Origin of the sequence: Microbacterium arborescens (assembly GCF_030369635.1) — a bacterium.
Taxonomy (GTDB): Bacteria; Actinomycetota; Actinomycetes; order Actinomycetales; family Microbacteriaceae; genus Microbacterium.
Genome location: NZ_CP128474.1, coordinates 149,952 through 167,215, shown reverse-complemented (window position 1 = coordinate 167,215; position 17,264 = coordinate 149,952). Strand labels below are relative to the sequence as shown.

Annotated in this window: 17 protein-coding genes; 7 read left to right on the top strand and 10 right to left on the bottom strand. The window is 70.1% G+C overall.

Going from position 1 to position 17,264, the window contains the following annotated elements:
• Nucleotides 1-2 precede the first annotated feature (2 nt).
• Nucleotides 3-917, bottom strand: a complete 915-nt coding sequence (locus QUC20_RS00835; RefSeq protein ID WP_289330634.1) for an HtaA domain-containing protein — start codon at nt 915-917, stop codon at nt 3-5.
• A 51-nt stretch (nt 918-968) separates the two neighbouring features.
• Entirely contained in the window at nt 969-1,337 is a 369-nt protein-coding gene (locus QUC20_RS00830; RefSeq protein WP_120263795.1) for a sterol carrier family protein, read from the bottom strand.
• 35 nt (nt 1,338-1,372) lie between these two features.
• Here QUC20_RS00830 and purD point away from each other — a divergent pair, with 35 nt between their 5' ends.
• On the top strand, nt 1,373-2,644 hold the full coding sequence (purD, locus tag QUC20_RS00825; protein ID WP_289330633.1) for a phosphoribosylamine--glycine ligase: 1,272 nt from the start codon (nt 1,373-1,375) through the stop codon (nt 2,642-2,644).
• Nucleotides 2,645-2,767: 123 nt separating this feature from the next.
• Here the strand turns inward: purD and QUC20_RS00820 are convergent, their stop codons facing one another.
• Both QUC20_RS00820 and QUC20_RS00815 read right to left on the bottom strand, forming a co-directional pair.
• Nucleotides 2,768-4,261, bottom strand: a complete 1,494-nt coding sequence (locus QUC20_RS00820) for a DHA2 family efflux MFS transporter permease subunit (protein ID WP_289330632.1) — start codon at nt 4,259-4,261, stop codon at nt 2,768-2,770.
• Nucleotides 4,258-4,881 carry a PadR family transcriptional regulator gene (locus QUC20_RS00815; protein ID WP_289330631.1) on the bottom strand — a complete coding sequence of 208 codons (624 nt, stop codon included), beginning with the start codon at nt 4,879-4,881 and terminating at the stop codon, nt 4,258-4,260. Before QUC20_RS00815 ends, QUC20_RS00820 begins: the two co-directional genes overlap by 4 nt.
• An 86-nt stretch (nt 4,882-4,967) precedes the next feature.
• Between QUC20_RS00815 and QUC20_RS00810 the strand changes: the two genes are divergently transcribed.
• From QUC20_RS00810 to QUC20_RS00800, 3 genes are all read left to right on the top strand, one after another.
• The gene (locus QUC20_RS00810; protein ID WP_289330630.1) at nt 4,968-5,846 is read left to right on the top strand and encodes a phosphoribosylaminoimidazolesuccinocarboxamide synthase; all 879 of its coding nucleotides are present in this window, start codon (nt 4,968-4,970) and stop codon (nt 5,844-5,846) included.
• A 133-nt stretch (nt 5,847-5,979) separates the two neighbouring features.
• Complete coding sequence (locus QUC20_RS00805; protein WP_289330629.1) at nt 5,980-7,320, top strand: uracil-xanthine permease family protein; 1,341 nt, start codon at nt 5,980-5,982, stop codon at nt 7,318-7,320.
• 140 nt (nt 7,321-7,460) lie between these two features.
• Nucleotides 7,461-8,336: a VOC family protein gene (locus tag QUC20_RS00800; RefSeq protein WP_289330628.1), complete on the top strand. Its 876-nt coding sequence runs from the start codon at nt 7,461-7,463 to the stop codon at nt 8,334-8,336.
• A 12-nt stretch (nt 8,337-8,348) separates the two neighbouring features.
• On the opposite strand, the gene QUC20_RS00795 is transcribed toward QUC20_RS00800, so the two are convergent.
• The 5 genes from QUC20_RS00795 to QUC20_RS00775 all read right to left on the bottom strand — a co-directional run bounded on the left by QUC20_RS00795 (nt 8,349) and on the right by QUC20_RS00775 (nt 14,187).
• Nucleotides 8,349-9,362 carry a LacI family DNA-binding transcriptional regulator gene (locus QUC20_RS00795; protein ID WP_289330627.1) on the bottom strand — a complete coding sequence of 338 codons (1,014 nt, stop codon included), beginning with the start codon at nt 9,360-9,362 and terminating at the stop codon, nt 8,349-8,351.
• A gap of 7 nt (nt 9,363-9,369) precedes the next feature.
• Nucleotides 9,370-10,887 (bottom strand): GH1 family beta-glucosidase, encoded by a 1,518-nt coding sequence (locus tag QUC20_RS00790; RefSeq protein WP_259455285.1) that lies wholly within the window; start codon nt 10,885-10,887, stop codon nt 9,370-9,372.
• Nucleotides 10,884-11,801, bottom strand: a complete 918-nt coding sequence (locus QUC20_RS00785; protein WP_120263803.1) for a carbohydrate ABC transporter permease — start codon at nt 11,799-11,801, stop codon at nt 10,884-10,886. Before QUC20_RS00785 ends, QUC20_RS00790 begins: the two co-directional genes overlap by 4 nt.
• Nucleotides 11,798-12,853 carry a carbohydrate ABC transporter permease gene (locus tag QUC20_RS00780; protein ID WP_396652157.1) on the bottom strand — a complete coding sequence of 352 codons (1,056 nt, stop codon included), beginning with the start codon at nt 12,851-12,853 and terminating at the stop codon, nt 11,798-11,800. The genes QUC20_RS00785 and QUC20_RS00780 overlap by 4 nt, the downstream gene beginning before the upstream one ends.
• 71 nt (nt 12,854-12,924) lie before the next feature.
• Nucleotides 12,925-14,187, bottom strand: a complete 1,263-nt coding sequence (locus QUC20_RS00775; protein WP_120263804.1) for an ABC transporter substrate-binding protein — start codon at nt 14,185-14,187, stop codon at nt 12,925-12,927.
• 233 nt (nt 14,188-14,420) lie between these two features.
• On the opposite strand from QUC20_RS00775, the gene purS reads away from it, so the two are divergent.
• Genes purS through QUC20_RS00760 form a run of 3 tightly spaced genes read left to right on the top strand, consistent with a single transcriptional unit; the run spans nt 14,421 to nt 16,343 of the window.
• Entirely contained in the window at nt 14,421-14,666 is a 246-nt protein-coding gene (gene purS, locus QUC20_RS00770; protein ID WP_120263805.1) for a phosphoribosylformylglycinamidine synthase subunit PurS, read from the top strand.
• Complete coding sequence (purQ, locus tag QUC20_RS00765) at nt 14,663-15,367, top strand: phosphoribosylformylglycinamidine synthase subunit PurQ (protein ID WP_289330626.1); 705 nt, start codon at nt 14,663-14,665, stop codon at nt 15,365-15,367. Before purS ends, purQ begins: the two co-directional genes overlap by 4 nt.
• 46 nt (nt 15,368-15,413) lie before the next feature.
• Nucleotides 15,414-16,343 (top strand): 2-hydroxyacid dehydrogenase, encoded by a 930-nt coding sequence (locus QUC20_RS00760; RefSeq protein ID WP_289330625.1) that lies wholly within the window; start codon nt 15,414-15,416, stop codon nt 16,341-16,343.
• A gap of 335 nt (nt 16,344-16,678) precedes the next feature.
• Here QUC20_RS00760 and QUC20_RS00755 read toward each other — a convergent pair whose 3' ends face one another.
• A complete protein-coding gene (locus QUC20_RS00755; RefSeq protein WP_289330624.1) occupies nt 16,679-17,197 on the bottom strand; it encodes an adenine phosphoribosyltransferase in 519 nt (172 codons plus the stop codon).
• Nucleotides 17,198-17,264: the final 67 nt, after the last annotated feature.

The window sequence follows — 17,264 nt, the reverse complement described above, 5'->3', positions numbered from 1 at the left end:
CCTCACGCGGCGGACCCGTCGTCGGCGCCATCGGCAGGCGCCTCACGGCGCCTGCGGCGCGAGGCGACGACCGCGGCGGTCGTCCCGCCGATCGTCGCGACGAGCGCGCCACCGATGGCGGCGAAGAGCGCGACGGGGAGCGCGCCGCCCGATCCGCTCTCGTCATCGCCGGATTCTGCGGCATCCGCGGCGGGTGACGCCTCGACGGCGGGCGCGGGCTCTACCGTCGGCGTCGGGGCCGCGCACACCCCGCTGGCGGTGAACGAGAGCGGGTCGAAGGCGGTTCCGGTCTCGTAGTTGCCGAAGGCGGCGTACCCCTCCTCGGTGATCGCGGTGGCGGCATCGGTCGCGGCGAGAGTGAGGACATCGCCCGCCACCGTGCTCTCGAGACCCGCGAGGTCGACGGTCACGAGCGGCACCTGAGGGGTGGTGACGACGGTGTCGTCTCCGGCCAGCGCGCTCTCCATCGACACCCCGGCGAGGTCGACGACGACCCGGCCCGATGCCGGCGCGAGGTCGAGCACGGCGTTCTGCACCGTCGAATCGAGGAGTCCGCCATGGCCGGTGAAGCGGATGCCGCCGGGGAACGAGATCGTGCCGGCGCCGGCCTCGGGGTCGTAACTGCCCGTGCCGCCGCTCCACGTGAACGCGGGCGTCTCGTAGCCGACGCCGCCGAACGGCTCCCAGGCGCCCTTGGCGATGGAACCGGAGATGTACGACCGGAACGACTCCTTGAAGCCCCACGTGACGGTCGCGTCGGTGATGGTGCAGCCGGATGGCGAGGCGGATGCGGCGGGGCGCTCGGAGCGCATGGACGTGACATCGCCGATCGCGAAGGCGGGTGCGGCGGCGCCGAGGACGATCGACGCGGCGGCGAGCGTCCCCAGGGACGCCCCAGTCAGAAGGAAAGAGCGCACAGCAGACTCCAGAAGTAAGGTCAGGCTTGCCTAACCTTATCGGAGTCGACGTCAGGGCCGAAGCGGAAGCAGCGCGTCGAGATCGGCGCGCGTGCCCGAGGCGCGCAGTCGACCCGCGGCCGCGGCATCCGCCCACGCCAGCTCGCCCAGCGCCAGCGCGATCCAGGTGGCCGCGTCGGTCTCGACGACGTTGGGCGGCGTGCCGCGGGTATGACGCGGACCCTCGACGACCTGAACGGCGCCGAACGGCGGAACGCGCATCTCGACGGAGTTGCCGGGCGCCTTCTCGACGAGCAGCTGCAGCAGGTAGCGCACAGCCGTCGCCAGGTCGGGGCGAGCGGGCTTCTCGCCCGCGGAGTCGGCGGCCGCGACCGCGGCGAGCGCGGCACGGCCATCGGCGGTGAGGATGCTGCGGGCCATGGGTTCCACGCTAGCCCGGTCGGTAGGCTGGCCGGGTGAAGATCCTGGTCCTCGGCTCGGGCGCGCGCGAGCACGCCATCATCCTCGCTCTCGCCGCGGAGGGCGCCGGCCACGAACTGCTCGCGGCCCCCGGCAACGCCGGCATCGCCCGCGATGCCCAGATCATCGCGGGCCTCGATCAGAACGACCCGGTCGCGGTGACCGAGTTCGCGGGCAGCGCGAACGTCGACCTCGTCGTCGTCGGCCCCGAGGCGCCGCTCATCGCCGGCGTCGCCGACGCGCTGCGCGAGCGCGGCATCCCGGTCTTCGGCCCCGGCAAGGTCGCTGCCCAGCTCGAAGGGTCGAAGGCCTTCGCCAAGCGGGTCATGGACGAGGCCGGGGTGCCGACCGGTCGCGCGGTTCGGGCACGCAGCCGAGCCGAGGTCGAGTCCGCGCTCGACGAGCTCGGCGCACCCCACGTGGTCAAGGCCGACGGCCTGGCAGCCGGTAAGGGCGTCATCGTCACCGACGACCGCGAGGCAGCGCTCGCCCACGCCGACACGTATCTGCCCGGCGGCCCGGTGCTGATCGAGGAGTTCCTCGCCGGCCCCGAGGTCTCGCTCTTCTTCGTCTCGGACGGCGACACCGTGCGCGCCCTCAGCCCCGCGCAGGACTACAAGCGCGCCTACGACGGCGACGCCGGCCCGAACACCGGCGGCATGGGCGCCTACTCGCCGCTGCCGTGGCTCGCCGACCGGTTCGGCAGCGAGGCGGAGTTCGTCGCCGAGGTCACGCGCGACGTGGCCGAGCCCGTCATCCGCCACCTCGACGCCGAGGGCACCCCCTTCATCGGCCTCCTCTACGCGGGCCTCATCCTCACCGACGCGGGAATCAAGGTCATCGAGTTCAACGCGCGCTTCGGTGACCCCGAGACGCAGGTCGTGCTCGCCCGGCTGACGTCATCGCTGTCGGAGCTGCTGATGGCCGCCGCGAGCGGCCGACTCGAGTCCGAGCCCGACCCGACGTTCTCGAGCGACGCCGCCGTCACCGTCGTGCTCGCGAGCGAGGGCTACCCCGAGCAGCCCGTCACCGGGCGGCCTCTCGCGGGGCTCGACGCCGCAGCATCCGTCGAGGGCGTGCACCTCGCTCACGCTGCGACCGCCGAGACGATCGACGGGCTCGTCGCCACCGGCGGGCGGGTGCTGAACGTCGTCGCGGTCGGCACCGACTTCGCCGAGGCCCGAGACCGCGCCTACCGCGCACTGTCCGAGATCACGCTCGAGGGCTCGCACCACCGCACCGACATCGCCGCCCGCGTCGCGGACTAGCCCGCAGCGGGGCGCGGCCCGCCGCAACTCCTCGATTTCGGGCCGTCTCCAGCCTGACGTCGGCTGCGACGTCCGAGCTGGACGTGTTCTTGAGGAGTTACGGCAGGCCGCGGGTCAACCAGCTCAGCGCTGCGCGAGGTGCGCGGGACGCTTCAGGAAGATCACGACGATCACGGCGACCCCGATGACGACGGCCGGCAGCACCATCGCCTGAGCCATCGCGGCCGAGAACCCCTCGGCGATCGCGGGAGGCATCGAGCCGCCGCCACCGCCGAAGTCGCCGCCCGCGGCATCCCCCGCACCGGGGAGGTTCGCGGTGAGCCGCGACTGCATGTACGCCGCGATCGCCGCCGAGCCGATCACCGAGCCGACCGTTCGGGTCGTGTTGTAGATGCCCGAGCCCGCGCCGGCCTGGCGCGGCGGCAGGTTGCGGGTCGCCGTCGTGGCGAGGGGTCCCCACATGCCGGCGTTGGCGACACCGATGATGGCGGCGGGGATGAGGAGCAGCAGCACCGGCGCCTCGGTGTTCATCAGCAGCGCGTAGCCGACCAGGCCCACCACCATCAGCGTCAGACCGGGGACGAGCAGCAGACGCGGGTCGACCCGATCGAGGATGCGGCCGGCCAGCGGCGCGAGCGCACCCGAGAGGATCGCCATCGGCACCAGCAGCAGCGCCGACTGCGTCGGCGTGAGGCCGCGCGCGAGCTGCGTGAAGAAAGCCATCGGCAGAGCCATGCTCGTCACGGTGAACCCGACGGCCGCGATCGCGATGTTGGAGATCGCGAAGTTGCGGTCGCGGAAGAGCTCGAGCGGCACGAGCGGCTCGCTCTTGGTGCGTCCCTGTGTCCAGACGAAGACCGCCATGACGACGACGCCCGCGGCGATCATCGCCCAGATGCCGGCGGCCCAGTCATAGTGCTCGCCCTCCTGCAGGCCGAAGACGATGAGGAAGAGTCCGATCGCGCTCAGCACGACGCCCACGACATCGAAGCGGTGGGGGTGCGTCTCGAGCTGGGGCACGAGGCGCCACGCCAGCACGAACGCCACGACGCCGACGGGGATGTTGACGAAGAAGATCCACTCCCAGCCGAAACCGTCGACGAGCAGGCCGCCCGCGAGGGGGCCGACGAGGGTGGCGACACCGGCGGTGGCGCCCCACAGGCCCATGGCGGCGCCTCGGCGTTCGGCGGGGAAGGTGCGGGTGATGACCGCCATCGTCTGCGGAGTCATGAGGGCTGCGCCGAGGCCCTGCACGGCGCGGGCGACGATGAGAACGGCGAGGGAGCCCGACAGCCCGCAAGCGAGGGAGGCGACCGTGAAGATCGCGAGCCCGATCAGGTAGATGTTCTTCGGCCCGAACCGGTCGCCGAGACGGCCCGTGACCAGCAGCGGCACGGCGTACGCGAGCAGGTACGACGACGTGACCCACACGACGTTGTCGAGGTTGCCCGTCGACGGGTCGAGCGCGGCCTTGATCGCAGGATTCGCGACCGAGACGATCGTCGTGTCGACGAGGATCATGAAGAATCCGATGACCATCGCCCACAGGGCGGGCCACGGGTTGACGGCGGATGGGGCGCCTCCGGGGGCGCGGACGGTGTCGGTCTTCTCGCTCATGCGCGTGCGGCTTCTCTCTGTGCCAGATAGCGGTCGGTCGGTGCGAGGTCGGTGACCCCCCACACGGTGTCGGGGCGACGGATGTACTCGACCGCTTCGTCGAGCCAGGCGACATCCGCCGACAGCAGAGCCGTCTCGCGATGCACCTCGATCCAGAACTGGGGGTAGGAGCCGCGTTCGATCGCGTGGTCGCGCGCCTGGCGGTGCGCGTCGAGGGATGCCGCCAGGGCGTCGCGTCGCTCGCTGAGGAGCGCCACCACTTCGGCGCGGTCGAGGTTATGCGACTCGGCCAGCGCGACGCGAAAACGCTCGGGCCGGTCGACGGCGGGGAGCTCGCGCCGCACCCACGCGATCAGCATGTCGGCGCCGGCCCCGGTCAGCGTGTACGTCGTCCGCTCCGGACGGTTGCCGTCACGATCGGTGCCGACCTCGGCGATGAGTCCCTGCCGCTCAAGGCGTGCGACCGTGTGATAGATCGTGCCGTGCGTCAGGGCGACGAGGCGGTCGGCCTTGCGCTCGCGCAGCAGACGGACCATCTCGTAGGCGTGCATGTCGTCCTCGTGCAGCAGCGCGAGCAGCATCAGCCCCAGCGGGGTGAGTCGGTCGACGGCATCCGGCATGGCACCCCCTCTCGATTAGTCCATGTGGACTATACGCCTTTTTTCACGGGTGATCGCAACCGGTCCCGCTCCGGGATAATGGCCGGGTGAGCGCCCTCGATCTGCCCGGCTGGAAGCACGTGTACTCCGGCAAGGTCCGCGACCTGTACCGCCCCGACGACGGAGCGCACGGTCGGATGCTGGTCGTTGCCAGCGACCGCGTGAGCGCGTTCGACCAGGTGCTCGATCCCGGCATCCCCGGCAAGGGCGAGCTGCTCACTCGACTGAGCCTGTGGTGGTTCGCCCAGCTCGCCGGCCGTGACGGCGGCCGGCCGATCCCCAACCATGTGCTCGGGCTTCAGCCCCCGGCAGTCGTCGCCGCGCGCGCCATGATCGTCCGCGAACTCGACATGCAGCCGATCGAGTGCATCGTGCGCGGGTACCTGACCGGCACGGGCTGGGCCGAGTACTCCGAGAACGGCACGGTGTGCGGCATCCCGCTGCCCGCCGGCCTCGAGAACGGCGACCGCCTGCCCGAGCCGATCTACACACCGGCCTACAAGGCCCCGCTCGGCGAGCACGATGAGAACATCTCGTTCGAGCGCACCGTCGAGCTCGTCGGAGCCGAGACCGCCGCCGCGCTGCGCGACGCGTCGCTCGAGATCTATCGACGGGCCGCCGCCCTCGCCGAGAGCAAGGGGCTCATCCTCGCCGACACGAAGTTCGAGTTCGGGCTCGATGCCGACGGCGTGCTGACCCTCGCCGACGAGGTGCTCACGAGCGACTCGTCGCGCTACTGGGATGCCGAGGCCTGGCGCACCGGCACGACGCCCGCCGAGCGCATGGCGAGCTACGACAAGCAGATCGTGCGCGACTGGCTGGGCGCCAATTGGGACAAGACCGGCACTCCCCCGGCGCTGCCTGCCGAGATCGTCGAGCGCACCGCGGCGAAGTACCGCGAGCTGCTCGAGACGCTCGCCGGCTGACCCCGCGACGCGTCGGGACGACCGGTTGCCCGCGCGTTCCGCGGAGCGCCAACCGGGCATCCAGGGATCTCACAGGTAGGGTAGGGCCGCTCTCGCGCTCCATCCCGAATCCCTCATCCTTCCGAGGAGTCCCATGCCCATCTGGTCCCTCCACGGCGACGGTCGCACCGTCGCGCGCGGCGCCGTCGTCAAGCCCGGCGAGCGCCTGAACTGGCCCGGCACGATCGCCATCGGCGCGCAGCACGTCGTCGCGATGTTCGGTGCGACGTTCCTCGTGCCGATCATCACCGGCTTCCCCGTGTCGACGACCCTGCTCTTCTCCGGTCTCGGCACCCTCGTCTTCCTGCTGATCACGCGCAACAAGCTGCCCAGCTACCTGGGCTCGTCGTTCGCCTTCATCGCGCCCATCACGGCGCTCAACGGCGGGAACCGCCTCGAGACCGGCGAGCAGATCACGCAGGCGCTCCTCGGCGTCGTCGTCGCGGGCCTCCTGCTCGCGGCGGTCGGCTTCATCGTGCAGGCCTTCGGCACGGGCTGGATCGAAAAGCTCATGCCGCCCGTGGTCGCCGGCGCGATCGTCGCGCTGATCGGCTTCAACCTCGCGCCCGCGGCGTGGAACAACTTCCAGCTCCAGCCAGAGATCGCCACGGTCACCCTGTGCGCCGTCATCCTGTTCAGCGTGCTGTTCCGCGGTTTCCTCGGCCGGATCTCGATCTTCCTCGGCGTGATCGTCGGCTACATCGTGGCCGCCGTCACCGGTCAGGTGAAGTTCGAGGCCGTCGAGGCCGCCGACTGGTTCGGCCTTCCCGACTTCCACCTCGTGGCCATCGGGGATGCCGCGGCCTGGTCGATCGTGCCGATGTTCCTGCCGGTCGTGCTCGTCCTGATCGCCGAGAACGTCGGCCACGTGCGCGGTGTCGCCACCATGACCGACGACCCGTCGATCAACAAGCACACCGGCCGCGCGCTCATCGCCGACGGCGTCGCGACGACCCTCGCCGGCGGCTTCGGCGGCTCGGGCACCACGACCTACGGCGAGAACATCGGCGTCATGGCCGCGACCCGCGTCTACTCCACGGCCGCGTACTGGGTGGCGGGCATCGTCGCGATCCTGCTCGCGTTCTCGCCCAAGGTCGGGGCCGTGTTCAACACGATCCCGGCGGGAGTGCTCGGCGGCGTCACCACCGCCCTCTACGGCCTCATCGGCGTGATCGGCATCAAGATCTGGGTCGACAACCGCGTCGACTTCTCCCGCCCCGTCAACCAATACACCGTCGCGGTGTCGTTCGTCATCGCGATCGCCGGCTTCGCGATGAACCTCGGCTCGCTGCAGTTCGGCGCGATCGTGCTCGGCACCATCGCCGCCCTCGTCATCTACCACGCGGGCAACGCGATCGCGCGCTGGCGCAAGACCGGCGCCGACGACGGTGGGCCCATCCCCGCGGTGGGCCCCCTGGGCGGCGACCCCCAGTAATCCGTAACGCCGAGTGCACGGCATCCCGTCGACTGTCCGACTTTCAGACGCGAGGATGTCGTGCACTCGGCGTTGTGTCGTGCACTCGCGGCCACGCGGCGGGGGGAATGACATTGGGGGGGCGGGGGTTGTGTATGCGTATGAATGAGAAGCTCGCAGATGCCACGACGATGGGCGCCGTCACCCTGCTGGTCGGCAACCTCGACGGCATGACGCGCTACTACCGTGACGTCGTGACCCTGCAGGTCCTCGCCGCCGACGGCGACACCGTCACGCTCGGGCGCGCCCGCCGGCCGGTCGTGATCCTGCGCCACGAGCCCGCGCTCCGCCACGCGGCCGCCGGATCGGCGGGCCTCTTCCACACCGCCATCCTCTTCGAGACGCAGTCGGCCCTCGCCGCGGCGCTCTACAGCGTCGCCCGACACGCCCCGACGACCTTCACCGGCAGCGCCGACCACCTCGTCAGCCAGGCGTTCTACTTCACCGACCCCGAGGGCAACGGCATCGAGCTCTACTGGGACCGCGATCGCAGCACCTGGTCGTGGACCCATGGGCAGGTCGAGATGGACACGCTCTACCTCGACCCCAACGCCTTCCTGCGCGAGCACCTCGACCCCGCGGCGCTCGACGGCGCGGGCAGCGCCGGCTCCGCACCGTCCGATCCTGCCCGCGTCGGGCACGTGCACCTCTCCGTCGGCGACGTGGCGACGGCCCGGGCGTTCTACATCGGCGCCCTCGGCTTCGACACGACCGCGGCGCTCGGCGATCAGGCCCTCTTCGTCAGCGCCGGCGGCTACCACCACCACATGGCGATGAATGTCTGGAACTCTCGGGGCGCAGGGCCCCGCATGCCGGCGCTCGGCCTCGGCCGCGTCGATCTCGCCCTGCCGACGCCCGACGACCTCGGCGCTCTCGCCGAACGCCTCCGCCACCACGGCGTCGCCGTTCGCGACGACGGCCGCACGGTCGCGTTCGACGACCCGTGGAACAACACGCTCTACGCCGCCGTAGCCTGAGCGCAGCGCGCGTCAGGCCGAGCCGCGCACGATGAGCTCCGTGTCGAGGATCGTCACTTCGGGCGGCGACATCCCCGCGAGCCGGGCGAGCAGGACATCGGCCATGCACTCGCCCTGCGTGAACGAGGGCTGCCGCATCGTCGTCAGCTGCGGCTCGGTGGTCAGCGCTACCGGCGAATCGTCGAAGCCCATGACGGCGACCTCGTCGGGGATGCGGATGCCCTCGGCCGCGAGCACCTGCATGGCGCCGCGCGCCATGAGATCGCTCGCGACGAAGAGCCCGTCCAGCGGCTCGCCCGCCGCGAGGATGGCACGCATCGCCGCGGCGCCGGACTCGGTCGTGAAGTCGCCCTGCACGACGGGAGCGGACGTGAGGCCCGACTCGGCAAGGGCGACACGGTACCCCTCGGCGCGGTCGACGCCAGCGGGCATCGACGGCGGACCGGTGATGGCGCCGATGTGACGGCAGCCCCGCCCGATGAGGTAGGCGGTGGCGTCGCGTGCGCCGGCGACGTTGTCGACGTCGATGTAGTAGTCGCCCCCACGGGACCGCACCGGGCGGCCGCCGTAGACGACGGGGACCGCGGCGGCGATGCGTTCGATGAAGGTGTCGCTCGTGTGGTGAGACACGATGATCGCACCGTCGACGGCGCCGCTGCGCACGTACTGGGCGGTCTTGTCGCCGGGGTCGGCGCTGGCCATGATCAGGTTCAGCACATAGTCGCTGCGGCTGATGCGCGAGTTGATGCCCGACACGACCGAAGCGAAGAAGGGGTCGCCGAACACCCGGTTGGTGTCTTCGGGCACGACGAGCGCGATCGCCAGCGTCGATCGGCTGGCGAGCGAACGCGCCGCACGGTTGGGGACGTAATTGAGCTCGGCTATCGCGCGTCGCACCGACTCGAGAGCGGCGGGGCTGACGGCGGTCGAGCCGTTGACGACGCGCGAGACGGTGGAGCGCGACACACCGGCGACGGCCGCGACCTCTTCGATGGTCGCGGCCGTCCGGGTCTGATCGGAGATCACAGGTGGGCTACCTCGGGACGGCGGTCCGGGCGGCGTCCGCCGCAGCGGGAACGTCGATCGCACGATCTGCGATGACCCGACGATACTCCTTCGCGCTGTCCTTCAACGTCCGCTCCTGAGTGTGGTAATCCACGTGCACGATGCCGAAACGCTTCTCGTACCCCCAGGCCCATTCGAAGTTGTCGAGCAGCGACCAGTAGAAGTAGCCGCGGACGTCGACACCGGCATCCTGCGCGTCGAGGATCGCGCCCAGGTGCACCCGCAGGAACTCGGCGCGCTCGGTGTCGGGCACCGTCTTCTCGCCGTCGACCTCGACGAGCTCGTCGTCGTACGCGGCGCCGTTCTCGGTGACGTAGAGGATCGTGCCCACGGGCTGCGCGTACTCGGTCCACACGCGCTCGAGCAGCTGCGTCAGCCCCGCGGGCTGCACCTCCCAGTGCATCGACGTGCGGGGCAGGCCCCGCTCGTGCCAGTAGATGTCGTGACCGGCGGGCCACGGCGAGCCGGTCTCGCGATCGGTCGGCGCGTCGCCCGGGGCCGGCGGGTTCGGGTCGGGACGACCGCCCACGAACTCGCCGTGGTAGTAGTTCACCCCGAGAGCATCGAGGGGCTGCGCGATGATCGCCGCGTCGCCCGGGCGCACGGCGTCGCGCCAGCGCTCGACCGCCGCGGCATCCACTCTCTCGATGTCGGCGACGATGTCGCCGGGGTACGCGGCCCGGAAGATCGGGTCGAGGAACCAGCGGTTGAACTGTCCGTCGATCCGTCGCGCCGCGTCGACGTCGGCGGCGTCGGTCGGGTCGGCGGGCTCGGCGACCGTCAGGTTCAGCGTGATGCCGAGCGACAGCGACGCGTCGCGCTCCCGCAGCGCGGCGACGGTCTGGCCGTGGCCGAGCAGCAGGTGGTGGGCGGCGAGCATGCCGTCGCCGATGTCGAACCGCCCCGGCGCGTGGATGCCGGCGGTGTAGCTGAGGAACGACGAGCACCACGGCTCGTTGAGCGTCGTCCAGTGGTGGACGCGGTCGCCGAGGGCGTCGTGCATGTCGAGGGCGTACTCGGTGAAGCGATCGGCCGTCTCGCGAAGGGTCCAGCCACCCCGCTCCTCGATGGCCTGCGGCAGATCCCAGTGGTAGAGCGTCAGCCACGGGATGATGCCGGCGCCGAGCAGCTCGTCGACGAGACGCTCGTAGAAGTCGACGCCCTGCGGGTTGAGCGGTCCGCCGTCGGGACGCACGCGCGACCACGACGTCGAGAACCGGTAGGTGTCGAGACCGAGTTCCTTCATGAGCGCGACGTCGTCGCGGTAGCGGTGGTAGTGGTCGCACGCGACGTCACCGTTGTCGGCGTTGATGACGGCACCGGGCACACGGGCGAACGCATCCCAGATCGACGCGGTGCGTCCGTCTTCGAAGGCCGCGCCCTCGATCTGGTACGCCGCGGTGGCCGCTCCGAAGAGGAAGCCGGTGGGAAAGCTGCGCGAAGCGTTCATGTTCTCCTGCTGAATGCGGTCGAGGTTCAGGGTCATCCCTTCACCGCCCCGGCCATGATGCCACTGACGAGCTGCTTGCCCGCGAAGATGAACAGCAGCAGCAGCGGGATGGTCGCGAGGATGACGCCGGCGAGCACGATGGAGTAGTCGACGAAGTAGTTCGACTGCAGCAGCGACAGCGCCACGGGGAGCGTCGGGTTCTGCCGGTCGAGCACGATGAACGGCCAGAAGAAGTTGTTCCAGGCTCCGACGAAGGTGAAGAGGAACAGCATCGCCGCCGCGGGACGCGCCGCGGTCATGCCGACCGTCCAGAACGTGCGGATCATCGAGGCGCCGTCGACGCGCGCGGCCTCGATCAGCTCGTCGGGCACCGCCTGACGCAGGTACTGCGTCATCCAGAACACCCCGAACGCGCTCGTGAGCGCCGGGATGATGATGGCACCGATCTGCCCCGTCCACCCGAGCTCGGAGAACAGGATGTACAGCGGCACGACGCCGAGCTGCTGCGGCACGGCCATGGTCGCCACGACGAAGATCAGCAGCCCGGGCCCGCCGTGGAAGCGCAGCTTCGCGAAGGCCCAGCCCGCGAGCGTCGAGGTGATCACGACGGCGGCGGCGATGAGGAACGAGCTGTAGATGGAGTTCCACAGCGCCGGCCAGAAGTTGACGGCCGGGTTGGAGATGACCGAGAGGGCGTTCTCGATGAAGTTGCCTCCGGGGATCCATGGGAAATCGCCGCGCAGTGTGGAGGAGTCACCCGAGCCGATCACGAACGACCAGTACAGGGGGAACACCGCCGAGAGGAAGACCGCGCCGAGGATGCCGTAGGTCCAGAAGCCGGGGCGGCTGCCTCGGATGCGGCGGGCGCGCGCACCGCGACGCTGCTTGTCCGCGGTCGGGATGCCCTCTTCCACCGTGGCGAGGGGGACGGGAGTGCCGATGGTGCTCATGCCTGGTTCTCCTTCAGCGCGCGCTGCGCCTGCTTGGCCTGCTTCTTCTGCTCCCGTTTGCTGAGCTCCCGGCGCAGCCCCTCGTCTCGGACGAGGGTGCGGGTCACCACGAGGTTCACCAGACCGATCAGCACGATGATGATGAACAGGATCCACGCCATCGCCGCGGCGCGGCCGAAGTTCCACTGGCCCCAGCCGACGTCGTAGAGGTAGAGCGTGATGGTCAGCCACTGCTGAGCGGATCCACCGCGGCCGAACTGGTCGAACACGCGCGGCTCGTCGAAGATCTGCAGGCCGCCGATCGTGGCCGTGATGATGACGAAGATGAGGGTCGGCTTCAGCGACGGCAGCGTGATCGAGAAGAACTGCCGTACGGGACCGGCGCCATCGACGGTGGCGGCCTCGTAGAAGTCGCGGTTCACGGCCTGCATGGCCGCGAGCAGGATGAGGGTGTTGTAGCCCATCCAGCGGTAGTTCACCATCGTCGCGATCGCGACGTGGCTCCAGAACGGCTCGACGTGCCAGGGGATGGCTCCGATGCCGATCGCCTGCAGGATGCCGTTGATGAAGCCCGACTGGTCGGCGAACATCGCGTTGAAGATGAGGCCGACGGCGATGGGCGCGACGACGTAGGGAACGAGAACCGCCATGCGCCAGAAGGTCTTGGCGCGGATGTTCCGGTCGAGCACGGCGGCGATGAAGATCGCGAGCACGAGCTGCGGAACGCTCGAGAGCAGGAAGATGCTGAAGGTGTTGCGCAGCGCCGTCCAGAAGTGAGGCTGCGACAGGATCCAGATGTACTGGTCGAATCCGATGAACTCACCCTCGCCGCGGATGAGGTCCCAGTCCATGAACGAGATCACCGCGGTGTACGCGATGGGGAAGAGCCCCACGATCGCGAACATGATGAAGAAGGGCGAGATGTAGAGGTAGGGCGAGAAGCGGATGTCCCACTTGCTGAGCTTCTGCGAGAAAGAGATGACTCGCGGAGGACGACCGCCGTCGTCGTTTCGGGGGGAGCGCGTCGCCGGGCGCTGCTGAGTCGTGGTCACGATCGTCCTTCGGGTGCGAGAGGGGGAGCGCCGGGGCGCACCGGTGGTGGGGTGCGCCCCGACAGGGCGGGTCAGAAGCTTCCGACCTCGGTCTCCCAGGTCTTCCAGGAGGTCTCCTTGTCCTCGATGCCGTCGAAGACGCGCGTGATCGCGTTGCCGAGGGCGTCGTGGAACTGGAAGTACTTCGGACCCTTGAAGGTCGTGACGGTGATCGCGTTGGCGCGGTCGATGCCGATCTGACCCGAAGGAGCGTTGTTGAAGTATTCGTTGACGAACCCGGTCAGGTCGGGGCTCGACTGCGCCTCGGGCTGGCTCGGGAAGGTGCCGGCGTTGTTGAAGGCCTTGATCTGCGTCTCAGGCGACGTCAGCCAGTCGGCGAGCTTCTGCGCGTTGGTGAGGTTCTTGCCGTTCGCGGGGACCACGAGGTACGAACCGCCCCAGTTGCCGCCGCCCTCGGGGAACGCGTTGGCGATGTCCCAGCCGGCGATGTCGGGTGCTTCGCCCTCGATGATGCCGTGCATCCACGGCGGGCACAGCATCGCGGCGAACTTACCGCTCGCCATCGAGGCGTACCAGTCGTCGGACCACTGGCCGGCGTAGGCCGAGATCGGGATCGCCTTGTCGACGACGGTGTCGTAGGCCTCGCGGATGTCGGGGTTCTCGGTCGCGATGACCGTGCCGTCCGGCTCCTCGTAAGCGACCTCGAGCTGGTTCACGACGCCCTGGAGGACGGAGTTCGCCGAGTCGATGAAGGGCTCACCCGTCTTGGCGACGTAGTCGCTGCCGACCTGGAAGAACGCGTCCCACGTCGGGAAGAGCTGAGCGACCTCTTCACGGTCGGTGGGCAGTCCGGCGGCCTCGAAGAGGTCGGCACGGTAGCAGATGGCCTGGGGTCCGACGTCGGTGCCGTACGCGACGAGGTTGCCCTCGGCGTCGGTCGCAGCCTTCTCCTTCCAGTCGAGCCAGCGGCCCGCGAGCTCGTCGGGCACCGGCGCGACGAGGTCGGAGTACTGCATCATCTCGGGGAACCAGTCGACCTCGACGCCCTCGACGTCGGCGAGTCCGGTCTTGCCGAGCTTCTGGAAGAAGTTGGTGCGGGCGTCGTTCGAGGTCGCCGCCTTGGTGTGGACGACCTTGATGCCGGTCTCCTCGGTGAACTCCGCGAGCAGTTCGTCGGTGTAGCCGAAGTCGTTGAACGTCGCGAGGGTGACGGTGTCGGAGTCGCCACCGGATGCGGCCTGGTCACCTCCGCCCGAACATCCGGCGAGGACGATGGCCGAGGTGGTTGCGACGCCGGCCACGAGGCCGATCCGCCGCAGTGCGCGTGAATTCACGTGTCACTCCTTCGTGATTGCGGGTATCTGGTGCGCGGTGCTGCGCACCCGACTGTGGGAGCGCTCTCACCGATTGACCATGACCATACGGGAGCGCTCCCAGGATCACAAGGGAGCGCTCCCAAAGACGATGGTCACGATCCGGTCACGAGGCCGGCCAGATGCGGCAACGGGGCGCGGCATCCCACCCGTAGACTGGTCGCGCACCCATCCCGCGACCTCCGGAGCGAGCAATGCCCACCATCGTCGTCGACGTCATGCCCAAGGCCGAGCTGCTGGATCCGCAGGGCAAGGCGGTATCGGGCGCCCTGACCCGCCTCGGCGTGGCCGGCTTCTCCGACGTCCGCATCGGCAAGCGCTTCGAGCTCACGGTCGACCGCGCCGACGAGGCGACTCTCGAGACCGCTCGCCGCATCGCCGACGAGATCCTGTCGAACTCGGTCATCGAGGACGTCGTGAACATCGAGGTCGTGGAGTGACCGCGCGCATCGGGGTCATCACCTTCCCGGGCTCGCTCGACGACCGCGACGCTCAGCGCGCCGTCCGTCTCGCCGGCGCCGAGCCCGTCGCGCTCTGGCACGGCTCGCACGACCTCGACGGCGTCGACGCACTCGTGCTGCCCGGCGGCTTCAGCTACGGCGACTACCTCCGCGCCGGTGCGATCGCTGCGCTCGCGCCGATCATGGCCGAGGTGAAGGATGCCGCAGGCAAGGGCATGCCCATCCTCGGCATCTGCAACGGCTTCCAGATGCTCGTCGAGGCGCACCTGCTGCCCGGCGGCCTGATCCGCAACGCCCACCAGCAGTTCATCCGCCGCGACCAGCGCCTCGTCGTCGAGAACGCCGACACCGCCTGGACGAGCGGATTCGACGCGGGCCAAGAGATCGTCATCCCGCTGAAGAACGCCGACGGCGGCTTCACCTGCTCGGCCGAGACGCTGAAGCGCATCGAGGGCGACGGCCTCGTCGCGTTCCGTTACCGCGGCGTGAACCCCAATGGCTCGCTCGACGACATCGCCGGGCTCACGAACGAGCGCGGCAACGTCGTCGGGCTCATGCCCCACCCCGAGCACGCGGTCGAGCCCGGCTTCGGCCCGAACACCACCGACGCGATGCGCTCGGGCACCGACGGGCTCACCTTCTTCACGTCGGCCGTCGCCGCCGTCCTCGCACGCGTCTGACGCCGGCGCGGGCCGAGGCGTCGTTCCGGGTCGGTAGCGTGGGGGCATGAGCGAATCCCCCCGCAGCGTCGTCGTCAGCGTTCCCACCGATGAGCTGGCAGCCGACATCGGGGCCGTTCCCGACGGTGTCGAGCTGGTCGTCTGGGACCTCCGCTCCCCCGCGCCCCGCGACGCGTTCGACATGGTGGTCCCGCCCTATATGTCGGGCAAGCGACTGCTCAGCGCACTCGGCGGCGTGAAGGTCGGGCTTCTCCAGAGCCAGTCCATCGGCTACGAGGGCATGGGCGCGTATCTGCCCGAGGGCACGAGGCTCGCGAACGCGTCGAGCGTTCACGAGACCGCGACGGCCGAGATCGCCGTCGGCCTCGCCATCGCCGCGCAGCGCGACCTCGCCGACTACGTCCGCAATCAGGAGTCGTCGCGGTGGGCGCCGCAGTTCGGCCGGAGCGTCGCCGACCGCACGGTGCTGGTGCTCGGCTATGGCGGCGTGGGCAAGGCCGTGGCATCCCGCCTGCTGCCCTTCGAGACGACGATCGTGCCGGTCGCATCCCGCGCACGCGACGAGGACGGGGTGCACATCCACGGCATCGACGAGCTCGACGAGCTGCTGCCGAGCACCGACATCCTCATGATCACGCTGCCGGGCGGCGAGCCGACGAAGGGCCTGATCGGCGCGCGCGAGCTCGCGCTCCTCCCCGACGGCGCGCTCGTCGTCAACGTCGGTCGCGGCACCGTGCTCGACACCGACGCACTGGTGGCCGAGCTGCAGTCCGAGCGACTGCGCGCCGCCCTCGACGTCGTCGACCCCGAGCCGCTGCCCGAGGATCACCCGCTCTGGCGCGCGCCCGGCGCCCTCGTCGTGCCCCACGTGGGTGGCGCCGCCGACGCCATGCGCCCGCGCATCGCGAAGCTCGTCCGCACGCAGATCGAGCGCCTCGCCGCCGGCGAGGAGTCGATCAACATCGTCGAGGGTTAAGCCGCCGCTGCCGGGCCCGTGCCGGGCCCGTGCCGGTCTCGGGCACGGCTCGGCCCGCGGTCCCGGGTGCCGTACGCAGGCTGAAAGCCGTCGGACGGCACCGTCGCCCCGCTCACGGCACGCTCAGCCTGAAGCCGGCCTGCTTAAGAGCCTGTTCACGCGACCCCGGCGGCCCGGATTCGACACCGAGCTGCGTCTCGCGCTCGGCCATCACACCGGGTCGGGCTCGGGGCTTGCGCGTCCCGTCTACAGGATGAACGTCCCGGACCCGCCGCGAGGAGCCTCCGCGCGACACTCAACCTGCGCACGGCACAGGTGCACGGGACCGGACCGGATCAGACGCGGAAGATCGTGTGGACCGGGCCGCAGACGTCCTGGCCGCCGAGGTCGGTGAGCTCCATGAGCACGGCGGTCCCGACGGTCCGGTGCCCGAGACCCTCGAGCAGGCGCTGGGCCGCACGCAGGGTTCCGCCCGTGGCCAGCACATCGTCAACGAGCAGCACGCGGGTGCCGCGGGGCAGGTCGTCCGCCATCTCGATGGTCGCCTGACCGTACTCGAGGTCGTACGAGACGGATGCCGCCGGGCGCGGCAGCTTGCCCACCTTGCGGATCGGCACCATGCCGACACCGCTCGCCGCCGCGACGGCTCCGGCGATGAGGAAGCCGCGTGCCTCGACGCCGGCGACGACGTCGAACTCGCGCGCGAACGGGGCGATGATGGCGTCGATGACGGTGCGCAATGCGGTCGCGTCGGCGAGCAGCGGCGAGATGTCGCGGAAGAGGATGCCCGGCTCGGGAAAGTCCGGGATGAGCGCGATGAGCGACTCGGCGTGCTCGAGGGGGTCTGAAGTCACCGAACCACCCTAGGCCCGTTTCGAGGGGCCGCCGACGGCGGAACCGCGACTGCAAGCGCTTGCACTA